15 protein-coding genes are annotated in these 15,178 nt (G+C 56.4%); 3 read left to right on the forward strand and 12 right to left on the reverse strand.

All coding sequences use genetic code 11. The features are described 5' to 3' along the window. Window positions 1-123: 123 nt before the first annotated feature. A complete protein-coding gene (locus tag MKY12_RS30025; protein ID WP_339311942.1) occupies window positions 124-588 on the forward strand; it encodes a hypothetical protein in 465 nt (154 codons plus the stop codon). Between the two features lie 13 nt (window positions 589-601). After that, window positions 602-769, forward strand: a complete 168-nt coding sequence (locus tag MKY12_RS30030; RefSeq protein ID WP_339311944.1) for a hypothetical protein — start codon at window positions 602-604, stop codon at window positions 767-769. 344 nt (window positions 770-1,113) lie between these two features. Here the strand turns inward: MKY12_RS30030 and MKY12_RS30035 are convergent, their stop codons facing one another. The 4 genes from MKY12_RS30035 to MKY12_RS30050 are packed head-to-tail and all read right to left on the reverse strand — an operon-like array spanning window position 1,114 to window position 4,946. After that, window positions 1,114-2,187 carry an ABC transporter substrate-binding protein gene (locus MKY12_RS30035; protein ID WP_036728155.1) on the reverse strand — a complete coding sequence of 358 codons (1,074 nt, stop codon included), beginning with the start codon at window positions 2,185-2,187 and terminating at the stop codon, window positions 1,114-1,116. After that, a complete protein-coding gene (locus tag MKY12_RS30040; RefSeq protein ID WP_076074941.1) occupies window positions 2,184-3,011 on the reverse strand; it encodes an ABC transporter permease in 828 nt (275 codons plus the stop codon). Before MKY12_RS30040 ends, MKY12_RS30035 begins: the two co-directional genes overlap by 4 nt. A gap of 14 nt (window positions 3,012-3,025) precedes the next feature. Continuing rightward, window positions 3,026-3,832, reverse strand: coding sequence for an ABC transporter permease (locus MKY12_RS30045; protein ID WP_339311945.1), 807 nt, complete (start codon window positions 3,830-3,832; stop codon window positions 3,026-3,028). Further along, on the reverse strand, window positions 3,822-4,946 hold the full coding sequence (locus tag MKY12_RS30050) for an ABC transporter ATP-binding protein (protein WP_339311947.1): 1,125 nt from the start codon (window positions 4,944-4,946) through the stop codon (window positions 3,822-3,824). Before MKY12_RS30050 ends, MKY12_RS30045 begins: the two co-directional genes overlap by 11 nt. A 292-nt stretch (window positions 4,947-5,238) precedes the next feature. On the opposite strand from MKY12_RS30050, the gene MKY12_RS30055 reads away from it, so the two are divergent. Next, the gene (locus MKY12_RS30055; RefSeq protein ID WP_339311949.1) at window positions 5,239-6,342 is read left to right on the forward strand and encodes an FUSC family protein; all 1,104 of its coding nucleotides are present in this window, start codon (window positions 5,239-5,241) and stop codon (window positions 6,340-6,342) included. A gap of 406 nt (window positions 6,343-6,748) precedes the next feature. Here MKY12_RS30055 and atzF read toward each other — a convergent pair whose 3' ends face one another. From atzF to MKY12_RS30095, 8 genes are read right to left on the reverse strand one after another with little or no spacing between them, the layout of a single operon-like run. Beyond that, a complete protein-coding gene (gene atzF / locus MKY12_RS30060; protein WP_339311951.1) occupies window positions 6,749-8,659 on the reverse strand; it encodes an allophanate hydrolase in 1,911 nt (636 codons plus the stop codon). A 6-nt stretch (window positions 8,660-8,665) separates the two neighbouring features. After that, window positions 8,666-10,303 (reverse strand): PucR family transcriptional regulator, encoded by a 1,638-nt coding sequence (locus MKY12_RS30065; protein ID WP_076074703.1) that lies wholly within the window; start codon window positions 10,301-10,303, stop codon window positions 8,666-8,668. 16 nt (window positions 10,304-10,319) lie between these two features. Further along, window positions 10,320-10,748, reverse strand: a complete 429-nt coding sequence (locus MKY12_RS30070; protein WP_036728136.1) for a cupin domain-containing protein — start codon at window positions 10,746-10,748, stop codon at window positions 10,320-10,322. Between the two features lie 56 nt (window positions 10,749-10,804). After that, window positions 10,805-11,875, reverse strand: a complete 1,071-nt coding sequence (locus MKY12_RS30075) for a ring-opening amidohydrolase (protein ID WP_339311954.1) — start codon at window positions 11,873-11,875, stop codon at window positions 10,805-10,807. Then, complete coding sequence (locus MKY12_RS30080; RefSeq protein WP_036728133.1) at window positions 11,872-12,624, reverse strand: ABC transporter permease; 753 nt, start codon at window positions 12,622-12,624, stop codon at window positions 11,872-11,874. Before MKY12_RS30080 ends, MKY12_RS30075 begins: the two co-directional genes overlap by 4 nt. Beyond that, the gene (locus MKY12_RS30085; protein WP_036728130.1) at window positions 12,621-13,430 is read right to left on the reverse strand and encodes an ABC transporter ATP-binding protein; all 810 of its coding nucleotides are present in this window, start codon (window positions 13,428-13,430) and stop codon (window positions 12,621-12,623) included. Before MKY12_RS30085 ends, MKY12_RS30080 begins: the two co-directional genes overlap by 4 nt. Before the next feature lie 14 nt (window positions 13,431-13,444). Further along, window positions 13,445-14,458 carry an ABC transporter substrate-binding protein gene (locus MKY12_RS30090; protein ID WP_036728127.1) on the reverse strand — a complete coding sequence of 338 codons (1,014 nt, stop codon included), beginning with the start codon at window positions 14,456-14,458 and terminating at the stop codon, window positions 13,445-13,447. 25 nt (window positions 14,459-14,483) lie between these two features. Further along, window positions 14,484-15,167: an isochorismatase family cysteine hydrolase gene (locus tag MKY12_RS30095; protein ID WP_036728124.1), complete on the reverse strand. Its 684-nt coding sequence runs from the start codon at window positions 15,165-15,167 to the stop codon at window positions 14,484-14,486. Window positions 15,168-15,178: the final 11 nt, after the last annotated feature.

The raw sequence follows: 15,178 nt of genomic DNA on the forward strand, positions 1-15,178 counted from the left end.
GCTAGAGTGGGGGCATCATACTAGACTTATCTGTCGATTACAGAACTGCCGTCCGAATGTTGCGCCATCAATCCGACCTCTTCTCAATCATTGCCGTGGTATAGAGAGTTAGGAGGTAGAATAGTGCTATTACATAATCGCAGCGGCGAGACTTACCCTGTTTCTTTTTTAGCGTTGCAACCCTATGACATACAACATCAGATGCATGATTGGGAAAAAGGCTTCGACTGGTCCATATATTTCAGCCAACGCGGAATCGAAGTCTATAAGATGGTGATATGCGGAAATGCAGTTATTCAAGGTGCTATATCTCTTGAGGGAAAGGAAGATCATGTCTGGGTACATCTTATTGAGAGCATTCCTCCACAGCGCAAGGAGTTTAGCGGAGTTGGATTGCATTTACTCGCTTTTGCTTGCAAGCGAAGCAACGAACTTGGACTTGGTGGTGCTGTCGCCTTGCAATCAAAAATCAAGCCAAGGCTGATACATTATTACACGAGTATCGTCGGGGCTTCACATTTTGGCGGCGGCCTAATCATTATTGACGAGACTGTAGCCAAACGTCTCATTATGTTATACTTCTCTTAAAGAGGTGATGATCGTGAAGAAGCATCCTGCTGTTGATCTCGATGATGTTGTCCGCCAGTATGCTGATGGTCATTATGTGCAACAATCAATGCCTGGACCTAATCCAGAGCGTGATAAAAGGGTCAGTGACGCTATTGCTAAGTTGAAAAAGGAAAGCTCGTCTGCTCGGGTTCGCCAATAATGGGCGGGCCTTTTTTATTGCGTAAGACTGGTATAGTTCGCCCAAAGTACAAAATCACCCTACTCGTAAAAAATGCGAGGCCTATGCCCCATACATAACTCATATCGTCAGCACATTGCAATGTATTCAGTTTTCCGCATACTACCGCCCCATGTAGCCTCTCATCACCACATTGTATTCAGTTTTTCGCATACATCTCGCTACAGCACCTTCTCGTCGACACATTTTGTTCGGTTTTTCACATACATTCCAGGCTCACCCTTTGGATGATTCAGAAACAAGCCCCCCGCCTACGCAATACGCGCATGCAGGGGGCTTCTGTACTCTTCCGGCGCTTACGCCAGCTACTTCTTATTCATCTTGAACATCAGGAACAGCTCATTATAGTGGGCAAGCATCCGCTTGCCGAGGTTGTCGTAGACCTCCAGCCGGTCGGTGAGCTCGGCGGGCGGGTAGAAGCGCTCGTCACCGGAGATGTCCTCCGGCAGCAGCTTCAGGCCGGGAACGTTCGGCGTGGAATAGCCGACGTATTCCGTATTCTGGGCCGCCACATCCGGCCGCAGCATGAAGTTGATGAATTTATGCGCGCCTTCGACATTGCCGGCGGTGCGCGGAATGACCATGTTGTCGAACCATTTGTTCGAGCCTTCCTCCGGCACGACAAAGTCCAGCTTGTCGTTGTCATCCATGATCTCCGAAGCGTCGCCGGACCAGACGATACCGACCGCCGCTTCTTCGTTGGCGAGCAGCATTTTGACCTCGTCACCCACAATGGCCTTCACATTTGGGGACAGCTTGTTCAGCTTCGCGAGCGCCTCCTGCAAATGCTCCTCCTTCGTGTCATTGACGGAATAGTGCAGGCTGTTCAGCGCCATGCCCATGACCTCACGGGCTCCGTCCACGAGGAAGATATTATTCTTCAGCCGCTTGTCCCATAAGGAATTCCAGCTGCTGAAATCGATGCCCTTCGTCATCTCCGGGTTGAAGATGATCCCCACCGTCCCCCAGAAATAAGGAACCGAATACTTGTTACCGGGATCGAAGGACAGATTCATGAACTTGGAATCGATGTTGGCGAGATTCGGCAGCTTGCTGTGATCCAGCGGCAGCAGCAGATTCTCTTCCCGCATCTTGGCGATCGCGTAGTCAGAGGGGATCACAACATCGAAGATCGTACCCCCCTGCTCTACCTTGGTCAGCATCGCTTCATTGGAATCGAACGTCTGGTAGATGACCGTAATCCCGGTCTCCTCCTGGAATTGCTTCAGGAGATCGGGGTCCACATAGTCGCCCCAGTTATAGATAGTCAGCGTGTTGCCGCCAGAATAGCCCTGGGCCGAGTTCAGCCGGGAGGCCAGGAACATCAGTCCGAAGGCGACGATCAGAATCGCCAGGAACGTATTGACTAGCTGCTTCATCTAGGCACCCCCGCTTCGGCCACCGGCTCGGCAATCTGTGCCGCCGGGCGGCTTTTACGCTGGTTCAGGTAGTAATAACCGATGACCAGCAGAATTGTGAAGAGGAAAATCAGCGTCGACAGCGCGTTAATCGACAGCGAGACCCCCTGACGGGCACGGGAATAGATCTCCACCGACAGGGTGGAATAGCCATTGCCCGTGACGAAGAAGGTGACTGCGAAATCATCCAGGGAATAGGTCAGGGCCATGAAGAATCCGCTGAAGATTCCCGGCTTGATGATCGGCAGAATGACTTTTGTCAGCACATCCCGGCGCGTAGCGCCGAGATCACGCGCGGCATCCGTCAGGGTCGGGCTCATCTCCTGCAGATGCGGCAGGATCATAATGACCGCAATCGGAATGCTGAACGCCACATGCGAGAGCAGCACGGAGGTGAAACCGAGCTTGATCCCGACAATCGTGAACAGGATCAGGAAGGAGGCACCGATAATGACATCCGGGCTGACAATCAGCACATTGTTCAGCGAGAGCAGCGTGTTTTTGGCCCGGCGGCTGCGGACATGATGGATCGCCAGCGCACCGATTACCGCTATGATGGTCGCAATGGCCGATGACAGAAGGGCGATGACCAGTGTGTTAATCACAATAATCATCAGCCGGGTATCGGCAACTACCTCACGGTAATAATCCAGCGTGAAGCCTTCGAACTTGTGCATCGTACCGCCGCTGTTGAACGAGTAGTACATCAGATAGAAGATCGGCGCGTACAGCACCAGGAAGACCAGCACCAGATAGATATTGGCGATGCCATTCTTGTTCTTAATCCTGCGTCTGTTCTTCATCCGCGCACCCCCTTCCGGGAGCCGCCGGTCAGAATCATGAACAGCGCCATAATGGCGATCAGGAACACCGCAACGGTGGAGCCCATACCCCAATCCTGTGTGACCAGGAAGTGCTGCTCAATCGCGGTGCCGAGCGTAATCACCCGGTTCCCGGCAATCAGACGCGTAATCATGAACAGCGACAGCGCCGGAATGAATACCGCCATGCAGCCGGAGCGTACACCCGAGATCGTCAGCGGAAAAACCACCCTCCGGAACGTTGTCCATCCCGATGCACCCAGATCGCGCGCGGCATCCACCAGCGACAGATTCATCTCATCCAGGGCACTGAAGATCGGCAGAATCATGAATGGAATGAAAATATAGACCGACACAAACACGAAGCTGAAGCCCGTGAACAGAATCTGCTGCTCACCCAGCCCCATCAGATCAAAGAAATTATTGACCGGGCCGAAGGTGCCGAAAATCCCGATGAAGGCATAAGTCTTCAGCAGCAGGTTGATCCAGGTCGGCAGAATAATCAGCAGCAACCACAGCTGCTTGTGCTTCGTTCGCGTCAGCAGATAAGCGGCCGGATAAGCCACCAGCAGCGAGAACACCGTGATCAGAAAAGCGTACCAGAACGAATTCAGCATCATTCTCATATAGACCGGTGTGAAGAAATTGACGTAGTTATTCAGCGTCAGCTTCCCCTCCAGATCGAACAGGGAATAGTAGACCACCAGCAGCACCGGCGCAATGACAAACAGCGCGATCCACAGGTAGTACGGGATGAGATAATACGACTTGCCCTTAGTCACCATGGCTCTCCACCTCGGCGTAAGCCTCCAGACGCTTGTCGAACTCTTCCTCCGTTTCACCGAAACGCATAACATGGATCGCTTCAGGGTCAAAATACAGCCCGATCTCGGAGCCAACCTCCGCCTTACGGGTAGAATGGACGAGCCATTCATGGCCGGAGCCGTCATAGCAGCTGATCTCGTAGTGAACCCCGCGGAACAGCTGCGAATCCACACGCACCTTCAGCTTGCCCGCCTCAACTGTAGCAATCTCCAGATCCTCGGGACGGATGACAATCTCCACCGCTTCATTCGGCCGCAGACCCGCATCGACACACTCGAACCGGTGACCGTTAAATTCAACCACATAGTCCTCAATCATCACACCCGGTACAATGTTCGACTCTCCGATGAAGTCAGCCACGAACCGGTTAATCGGCTCATCGTAGATATCATTAGGCGTGCCGCTCTGCTCAATCTTGCCGCCGTTCATGACGAAGATCCAGTCGGACATCGCCAGCGCCTCTTCCTGGTCATGGGTGACGAAGATGAAGGTGATGCCCAGCCGCTGCTGCATCTCCCGCAGAATATACTGCATCTCCGTACGCAGCTTCAGATCAAGCGCCGAGAGCGGCTCGTCCAGCAGCAGCACCTGAGGCTCGTTAACAATGGCGCGTGCAATGGCGACACGCTGCCTCTGCCCGCCGGACATTTCATTAATGGCCCGCTGATCATAGCCGACCAGGTTGACGAAGCGCAGCGCTTCCTGCACCTTTTGCTGAATAACATCCTTCTTCAGCTTCTTGATGCGCAGTCCAAACGCCACATTCTCGAATACGTTCAGATGCGGAAACAGCGCATAGTCCTGAAATACCGTATTGACCTGCCGCTCATTGGCGGGAATGTGGTTGATAATTTTGCCGTTCAGATAGATCGAACCTTCCGTCGGCTCCGCGAAGCCGGCGATCAGACGTAGAATGGTCGTTTTTCCGCAGCCCGAAGGGCCCAGCAGCGTGTAGAATTTACCGCGTTCAATTTCGAAGCTCACGCCTTTGAGTACAGCCTCTTCGTCGTCGTATTGCTTAATCACCTGGTCAAAAGAAATAATAGTGCCTTCCGGGGTAGCTATAGCTAACAACCTCCCTTACTTATGTAGTCAACCTATTTTACCCGCTTCTTGCGGGAGACAATCCGGCAGCAGCATGCTCAGCACGGATAAGCGACAATTCCTGCCTTAGTTCGACAGACTTCAATATATATAGCATAAAGGAATCCTGCAATATATGCGATAGCTTACATTGTGAAATCGCGCACAAAAACTTAACAAGTTCGTAAAATCTTGCCCGCCTCCAGCCTGTTTTGAGGTGCTATAATGAAAACGGATGAAAACCATAAAATTTTTCCTATTTACATGAAAGAAGATGACAAACATGAACGAGGGCTTACAGGAGCGCCTTGAAAAGTTCGGATTATCCTTATATATGATACGGATTACACTCGCCGCTTCGCTCTCGTGGCTGACGGTGCACACCATTTACGGAGACCAGTACCTGTACTTCGCCCCGCTTGCGGCGATTCTGATTACCCAGAGCAGTGTCAAGGCCTCCCTCGAAAAAGGCTTCTACCGCATGACCGGCGTCATCCTCGGCGGAATCGTCAGCCTGATCGTGGGCAAGTTCTTCGATGTGGGCGCGCTGTCGATCCTGCTGATGCTGCTGATCGGCATTGGGGTGGCTACAGCCTGCCGGATCAATATCCAGGCCGTCTCCCAGGTCGGCGTCACCTCGGTTCTCGCACTTACCTTCTATCATGACCAATATATCGTCTGGAGAGTCGCCGAGACGCTGATCGGCGTGCTGATTGCCCTCATCATCAATATGATTATCGTGCCGCCCAAGAGCTTCGTCAAGGTCAAGGACCTGGCACTGAAGGGCAGCCTGACCTTATCCGACGCCTTAACCGGATTCGCTGCAAGCGGCCGGGATGCCGCACAGGCCAAGGCTGCTCTTGAGAGCTCCGGCGAGCTGCTGAAGAAGAGCGACCGGCTGCAGAAGGAGATGCATTACACGCTGTCTCATTACCAGTGCCGTAAGGACATTGGCAAGCTGACACAGACGACCACCCATCTCATCAAGGTCCACTCCTATGTCAAAGCCATAAGCGAAGAGATCGCCCTGCTGCCGGCCCATTATGCCGCAGCCGACTGGATGCTGGAGGTTGTAACCGCAACGGCAGACTGTATCGCCCTGTACGGCACACGGACGCTATCGGATGCCGAATGCAGCGGACGGTCACTCCCCGAGAGTCTGAGAAGAGCCCGCGATGTGCAGCTCGCCTGGTTCTCGGAGCTGCAGGATCAGTGCCCGCTCGCGGCCTTCCGTGATCTCGGTGCGGTGTTCTCCCACCTGAACCGGATTCTTGAGGAGATTGAACGCGCCGATTATGCGGCCCTTTCCACCGTACCACAGCATGTCAAGGCACAGCCTGCACGCGCCATCCAATTCATACAAAAAGGACTCTTCCACAAGCTATAAGCTTGGGAGAGTCCTTTTTTGGGATTTCTGCAACTTGTTGGTGGGATGGGATGCGCGCGGGTAAAGTGGCTTGGGTGGCAGCGCGTAAAGTTATAGCAGTTGGAAAAAAGGCACTTAATACAGCCAAATCAGCCGATTTGACTGAAGCAGTTGGAAAAAGTACATCTAATCCGCCGCAATCTATGGAATGCGTTAAAACCGGACAAAATAAGTGCTGTTTATCCATCTGCTGTTCCCATAGGAGGTATTCCACCAGCAGCAAATGGAGAAAATCCAACTAATTACTACATGTATCCCGGTGACACGAGATGGGATACACAAATTCCACCTTAGTATAACGCACGCAGAGGTGAACGCCGAAAGCGGCAGTTAATCGGCATGCAGAGCTGCACGCTGAAAGCGGTATTTATTCAGCAGGCAAGTATCTCCAGCCCCCGTAGGCCGTAACGTTCTCAGCTCCGGCGGCGGCATAGCCTTCGCAGATGAAGCCCGTCACTTCGCGCCCATCCGCGAGGGCCACCCGCCCGAGACCCAGCGGAGCCGGGATAAGCGCAGCGAACGCGCCCAGCGCTTCCACCGGCATCTGCCACAGCTCCAGCTCGATTGCGCTTCCCCCTGCCGCCTGTCTCAGCAGGCCCGGCTTCGCCGGTACGGTGGGGAGCTTGACCAGCTCATAACAGGCAGCAGTCCGCGCCTCCTGCCAGAAGCGGGCGCCATGCTCCAGCATCTGCTTCTCCAGCGGGAAGCCGCGCATATGCAGCCCGCAGACCGCAAGTGTAACCATGCCGGACGCTGGTAGTTCGGCGCTAGTAGCAGCACCAGTCCCTCCGGCCTCACCAACGTCAGCCCCAGCAGTACCACCTGCACCACTAGTACCTCCGCCAGCTTCCGACTCCAGCGATTGGTGCTCTGCCAGAAGTTGAGCCTCGGCCCCGGCAGCACTCCCCCCACTCTCACCATCATTCCCCTCCGCCAGAAGCCGCGCCCCGGCTCCGGCAAGCAGATGCTCACTGTCCGCCAGAGCGAACAGCGTAATGCCGAACGGCAGGTTCCCCGCCGCTTCCCCGGCGGGAATTGCCACCGCCGACAGGTCCAGCAGGTTGCAGTGATTGGTGTAGCGGCCCATATCGGAGTTGGCCCCTACCGGGTTCGCAGCCACCTGCTCCCGGGTCCAGGTTCCGCCGCAGGTCGGCAGGACCAGCACCGCATCCCGCAGCAGCAGCTCCGCTTCCCGCTTATACTGCTGCAAGCGGTGCATGGCCTGGAACAGGCTCGAAGCAGTGTGGCGCTCCGCGGCCCCGGAGGAGAGAATCGACTCCGTTACCGGCAGCACTGCTTCACGGTGACGCTCCACGAATCCGGCCAGATCCGCCCAGCGTTCGGCTACCCAGGGGCCATCGTACAGGATGGCTGCCGCTTCGAAGAACAGCGTACAGTCCACCCGTTCAACCGGCAGCCCCAGCTCCTGCACCGCCGCTTCGGCCCGTTCCCAGGCCCGGCGGTATTCGTCCGCATGGGGCCCGTAGAAGTCCAGCGGCGCTTCCGGCAGCAGCAGCTTCCCGGGCAGAGCGGCAGCCTCCCGCTTCACGGAACGTGACCACGGATCGGCTGCCTCGAAGCCGCGTGCTGCGCGGTCCACCGTAAGTGCATCCTCCAGATTGTTCGCGAATACGGTGACACAATCCAGGCTGGCACACGCCGGCACTACGCCGCGCACCGGCCAGGCGCCCAGGCTGGGCTTGTAGCCGACCAGCCCGTTCAGTGCGGCCGGCACACGGCCCGAGCCGGCGGTATCAGTGCCCAGGCTGAATACCGCCTGGCCCCGGGCTACAGCAACCGCCGAACCGGCGCTGGAGCCGCCGCTGATGTATTCGGGACGCAGGGCATTATGCGTCTCGCCGTAAGGGCTGCGCACACCGACGAGTCCTGTGGCGAACTGGTCCAGATTGCTTTTGCCGACAGGGATCGCCCCCGCAGCCACCAATCTCGCCACGACCGCTGCGTCGGCTTCCGGCTGATAAGCGAATTCAGGACATGCCGCCGTCGTGGGCAGCCCCTTCACATCGATGTTATCCTTCACCGCGAATGGAATGCCCCACAAGGGATGCTCCTGTGGATTCAGCTCTTTGAGCGCTGCCAGGTAGGGAGCGATCTGCGCCACGGCGGGCGCTTCAATCCAGATGTTCATGTCCTTATCCCGCGCAGCGCGGCGGATGATCTCCCGGATAACCTCCTCCGGGTCCAGCGTGCCGCTCAAATACTGCCCCCGCAGCCAGCCGGCTGTCAGCTTCGCGGGCCATTCTGTTATTGCTGTCATCAGGCTTCATCTCCTTCTCTGCGTATCGGTGCCGGACCTGCGGCCCTTGCCCATCTCATGCAGCTTCAGCGCAAGCTGCAGCTCCAGCATATCGTCACCGTCATCCTGGCTTAATCCCAGCAGCTCACAGGCCCGGTCGATCCGGTAGGTGACCGTATTATAATGAGTGAACAGCTCGCCGGAGGTCCGCTTCACGTTGCGGTTGCACTTGAAATACAGCTGGAGCGTCTGGAGCAGCGAAGCATTATGCTTGCGGTCGTACTCCAGCAGCGGAGCAATATACTGATCCCTGTACTCGGTGATCTCCTCCAGCTCAGGCAGATGGTACAGCAGCCGGAAGACACCCAGCTTCCGGTAATCGACATAAGACCCGCTGTAGCCGCTGATTTGGCGGATGCGGGCGATTTTGCGGGAGGATTCATAGCTGAACCGCACCTGATCAGGGCCGTCCGCAAGATCGCCAATACAGAAGGCGCAGCTCCCGCTGACAACTATCCGGTTCATCTCGGCCAGCAGACGACCCAGCGTCTCCTCCAGCGGAAGCTCCGGCTGCTCCGGCACGGTCAGCACCAGCTCCCCTTCAAGGATGGTGAGCTTCACATGCTGAAGGTCTGCCCGGGCACGCACCCGCTTCACTACCTGCTGCAGCTGCTTAAGCTCCGGCTTATCCTCCAGCCATCCGATGGTTACAGCACGCAGCGGACGCTCCGGTAGCGGACAGCCGCAGGCTGCGCCACGCAGCTTCAGATCCTCGGCAGCGGCAATCCGGCCGCTGATCCAGTCCTGCAGGAACTGGTCCACATACTTCAGCTCCACCTCCCGGCGGGCCCCGGCATTGATCATCTCCAGTCCGACCAGTACACCGACCCGATCAATCGTTAACTGATCCACTACCGATAGCTCGCTGTTCCACTCCAGCAGCACCAGCAGACATTGCTCTGCTCCCTTGTCATTGACAGCCGAGACATAAGCTCGGATACGCCGTTCTCCAACTGTGAGGAATGTAATGCCGAGACTGCCTTCCTGGCGAAGCTGTATCCAGGCCGGAAGCTGCTCCTCCAGCTGTAGCGCATCCGCCTGCGGAGAACAGAAGACCTGATCGGTATCATCCAGCAGGACGACCGGATTATGCAGCATCCCGTCCAGCGTCAGCAGGAAATCCTCAATCCCGTCGCCATGGAGAAGCTGCTTCGACAGCTTCTGGAACCGGCTCTGCAGCTGCGAGAGCTCCCGCGCCTCCTGCACCAGCACCCGCTCCATAATGTCGCGGACCACATCGGAGAAGGAGGTGGAGGCGGGCAGCTCGAAGATCGGGAAGCCCAGCTGATCCGCGAGTTCCAACGCCCTCGGCGGAATCTCATCGATATAACGTTTGGTTTTGATCCCGAGCGCGGACACTCCCTTCTGGTTCAGCTGGGGAATAATCTCGGCGATCAGCTCCGGCCGGTTATGAAAGGGGAAGCCGCTTGTAATCAGGAACTCTCCCGGACGGACCCAGTCAATGACATCGGGAACCTCCATTACATTGACCCGGTTAATATAACGTCCAAGGCCCCCGGCCCCAGCCAGCAGGGCCGCTTCCTTCAGGTCGGGAATCAGCAGGATATCGCTGCAGGTCAAACCGGTAATTACATTGCTGCCCATGGCTCCGCCGCCTTTACTATAGCTTGGAAGAATAGATATCCTCGATTAGTGTAGTGCCGAAGAAGCTGTTGGACGGCACCTCCGCCTCCGCCGGTACAAAAATACTGATCTGCTCCGAAGGAGAATCCCCTGTATTCCTGACAGAATGGACTACGCCCGCAGGCACATGGAACGTATCTCCGGCCCGGTAGCTGTACCACTCCCCGTCACATAGCAGCTTGACCTCTCCTACGGTAATATGAATGATTTCGACTACATCATGATAATGCGGCAAGACTTGGCCGCCGATCCCCAGCTTCTCCCACAGAATCGAGCTCATGCGGATGCCCAGGCGGTCCGCCTCCGTTGCCGAGACAATCTCCCGGTGATACAGCTCTATGTGATTCGGCATAAGCTCCCATGTCATATCTGCTGCTGCCAGCACTTTCGTTTCCTGTGTATGCATATTCGATTCCCCCATGATGGATAGTGATAATACATTGCTCCTGTCAAAAAGCTCTGCTACCTGCGGCGGAACACAGCCGCCACCGGTCCTCCGCCCTTCGGCCCCTGATGCTCGCCTCCGCCGGAGACGTAGATCATCGGGTCGCCGCCGACATAGGCCAGCACACCGCCGACTACAGCCCGCGCATGGCGGGTATGATTGATATCCGAGTCATCCAGCATGATATGGCGGCGTCCGCGGATGATGCCATCGGGATCGGCTTCCGCCTTGGCCAGCACCTGCACCAGCTCTTCACCGGGATAACGGTCCAGCAGGCCCTGAAGCGCAGCGCCATCCACAGCATCCTGCATCACGGCATGGTCGATGTGGTACGGGCCGTCCGCAGACAGTGAGTTCCCGAACACAATCACTTCGCAGCAGGACAGCTCACTGCCCGCCGAAGTGGAGGCTACCGCGCTGAATTGAGTCCAGTCCGTGCAGATATCTTCCTCCTGCAAGGCCGCACGATCCACCTCACCCAGCGCTACCCCGGCACCCAGTGCAGAAGCTCCTCTGGAATAGCCCATCGATTTATAAGTATCCTCTGTGACGAGCGATACCTCACGGTTGTGTGCCTCATAGATCTGCTCAGCGGTAAGCAGCGGACATTTGATTTGTACAAAATGCACATCCTCCGGTGAGGTGATGCCCGCATCCATGACCGCACGGGCCACGGCATCCGCCACGGCGTCCACCTGAGGGAGCCGTCCCAGTTCCTCCGGCCGGAAGCTCCGGGTTCTGGCGACTCCAATGGCGAGTGACTTCAGGCCATCAGTGACCATACCCGGCTCCTTCTGCCCGCTGCGGCTGATAACCGTGAAGTGCGGACTGAGTACCCCTTCCGTACCGCCGGACATCACATAAGAGATGTCGGCAGCTCCTCCTTTTGCCGCTTCAGCAAAGAATCCTTTCAAGGCCATCACAGCATAACCCCGTGTAAAATCATTCACACAGCCGTTTCCCTCCGTCTTCCCCAGCACCGCGACCACTTCCTCCGGCCGGAACAGGCCTGCTTCCACCGCTGCGCTTAATCCCGACATATCATGCGGCGCGCCTGCCGGGATTCGAATGACCGAGCAGTTCATCATAGATCATCGCTCCTTGTCCAGAAAATAACCCGTTTCTCCAGCAGCCCGATACACCAGAACAGCAGCAGGCCGCACAGCGCCGAAGCAATAATGGCCGAGAACATCACCGGCGTATCCATATGATAGGAAGAGACAAGCACTACATAACCGAGTCCCTTATTCGCTCCGACAAATTCGCCGACTATGGCACCGACTATCGCGAGCGAGGTGGAGATTTTGAGGGCAGAGAAGATATAAGGCAGACTCGTCGGCAGGCGCAGCTTCCAAAAGATTTCGCTTTTCGTCCCTTTGTAGGTGGAGAACAGCTCCCAGGCTTCGTATTCAATGGCCTTAAGCCCCTTGACACTGTTCACCAGAATCGGGAAAAAACAGATCAGCATCGAAGCGATTACCTTCGAGGTATACCCGGTCCCCAGCCAGACGACCAGCAGCGGGGCCAGCGCCACCAGCGGCGTAGTCTTAAGGGCGATGGCCAGCGGGAACATCCCTTTCTCAATCGGCTTGGAATGAACAAAAATCACTGCGGTAGCCAGGCCGAGGATATTGGCGAGAATGAACCCGGTCAGCGCTTCGCCCAGCGTAACCAGCGTATGCGACCACAGCGAGCCATTGATAGCCGAGACTACCTGCGTAGGCGCAGGTAGAAGATACATCGGAACCGACAGGAGACGTACAGCCAACTCCCACAGCAGCAGGAAGCCGAGCGCAAACGTGACCGGGTACAGGGTGTCTTTGATTTTGACCGTCATAGATGCTTCACCCGCTTTCTCAGTTCCTTGACAATCCGGTGAAATTCCGGCAGCTCCTCCATGCCCGCCTCACGCGGGGAGGGCAGCGTCACCGGAATGATATCCGTCACACCGGCAGGCCGGGGAGACATCATCACGACCCGGTCCGACAGCAGCGCGGATTCATGGATCGAATGGGTGACCATCACAATGCTGCTTAGACTGGTCTCCGGGCTCTCCCATAGCCGCAGCAGCTCGAAATTCAGCTTCTCACGCGTCAGCTCATCCAGTGCGCCGAACGGCTCATCCATCAGCAGCACCGTCGGATCAGCCGCCAGAGCTCGGGCAATCGCTGCCCGCTGCTGCATCCCGCCGCTGAGCTGATGCGGGAAGTGGTTCAGATAATCCTGGAGGCCGACCAGGCTCAGGGCACTTTCTGCTTTTTCACGTGCCTCGGCTTTGCTGAACTTCTTCTTCTCGCCCAGCTCCAGCGGCAGCATGACATTCTGCAGCGCGCTGAGCCACGGCATCAGGACCGGCTTCTGGAAGACCATGCCCAGGGACAGATCAGGTGAAGCATACGCCACCTCTCCACCGGCCTCCGGGCTTAACAGCCGCAGCATCAACCGGAGTGTTGTGGATTTCCCGCAGCCGCTTGGTCCAAGAATCGAAATGAACTCATTGCGGTATACATCAAGGCTGACCTGATCCAGCACAGGCACGTTGCCGAAAGAAAGAGAGCAATTGCGCAGGGAGAGCATGGTTTCCCGGGTACCGGGATGCCGCGCGGCGGCAGCATCCAGCTGTTCTTTGATCGCTGTTGTCATTATCGGGTCCCTCCTTATTTCAAAAACTCGTTGGTGAACAATCCGCCGATGTCCTGTTCCTTTTTCACAAATCCCAGCTCGACCAGATTCTTCTGCAATGTCTCCCAAGATGCCTCGTCCATTGAGCCCAGCGGGAGCTTCTCCGGATCCAGCAGCGGAATGCTGGCCTTCATCATATTGACCTCATGCTTCAGATCCAGCTTCTCGCCATACTTCAGACCGAATTCCGCCGCTTCCTCCGGATGCTTTACTGCATAATCCCAGCCCTGCATAGACGCCTGCACGAAGCTTGCGACCATCTCCGGGTCCTTCTTGATGATAGACTCCGTAGTGAACAAGGTATCAGCATAGAAATTGATGCCATAGTCGTTCGGGTCGATAATATTCACTTCCTTGCCCTGCTCCTCTACAGCCAGCACTTCATTAATGACATATCCGGGCCAGGCCTTGACCTGACCGGTTAACAGCGGACTCAGATCATATTTGACCGGCATCTCTTCGATTTGCGAAGGGTCGATACCCGCGCTTTTCTCCATGGCCCGGAAGGTCAGCTCTTCGTTGCCGCCCAGCTTAATGCCCACCTTTTGCCCGACCAGATCCTCCATCGTCTTGATCCCTGACTCTTTGAGCGTGAACATGACGAACGGGGTTTTGCGGTAGATCGCGGACAACGCTTTGACCGGGACGCCTTTCTCTCTGGCGATGACGATCTGGTCGGCACCGGTAACTCCGAACTCCTCACTGCCGGAAGCTACCATCTGCACAGCCGGGAAATCCGAGCCCCCCGGGCGGATCTCAACATCCAGCCCCGCTTCTTTATAGAAGCCTTTTTCCACTGCGGTATAAAAGCCGGCAAACTGCGCCTGGTGAATCCACTTCAGCCGGAGCACCACCTTTTTCAGCTCGCCCGAGCCTTCCGCTCCCTGGCCTTCAGCCTTCCCGGCTTCCGTATTGTTACCGCAGGCGGTCAGGAGCAGCATTAGCGAGGTTAACAGCATCAGCGCTTTTGTTCTGGACTTGTTCCACATGGTTATTCCCCCGTTTATGAATGATTTAGTATTGCTCCAGCGCCTTCAGCACCGCTTGTGAATCACTTACACTGCCGAACACTCCGCCCTGCATTTGAACCATACTCAGCGCCGCCAGGTGATTCGCTTCATCCGTCGCTCCTGTACAATCTGCAAGGATCAGACACTCGTACCCGCGGTCATTGGCTTCCCGCATCGTGGTGTGTACACAGACATCGGTAGTAATACCGGTCAGAATCAGATGGGTAATTCCTTTATTCTTCAGGATCAGGTCCAGGTCTGTTGCGTAAAAGCTCCCTTTGCCCGGCTTGTCTATAATGTACTCTCCGTGGGCAGGCGCCAGCTCATCAATGATCTGCCAGCCGCGCTCCCCCCGCACGAGGATTCGTCCCGCCGGTCCTTCGGAGCCGATCTCGGCCCCGATCTGGCGGCTGCGCCACCGCTTGTTCGCCGGCAGATCCGACAGATCCGGCTTATGCCCCTCGCGGGTATGGATCACGGTGAAGCCTTCGATGTCCCGGATACGGGCCAGCAGCCGCTGAATGGGCTGGATCGCCCTCGCTGTTAATGAGAGGTCATAACCCATTCTCTCGACGTAACCGCCCTTGCCGCAAAAATCCGTCTGCATGTCGATAATCATCAGCGCTGTCTTCGCCGGGTCCACAGCCCCGTCATAAGGCCAGATGTAAGGTGTTGCTGCAATCTGCATGGTTTATGCTC

It is taken from the genome of Paenibacillus sp. FSL M7-0896 (assembly GCF_037975415.1).
In the GTDB taxonomy this organism is placed as follows: Bacteria; Bacillota; Bacilli; order Paenibacillales; family Paenibacillaceae; genus Paenibacillus_AQ; species Paenibacillus_AQ silagei.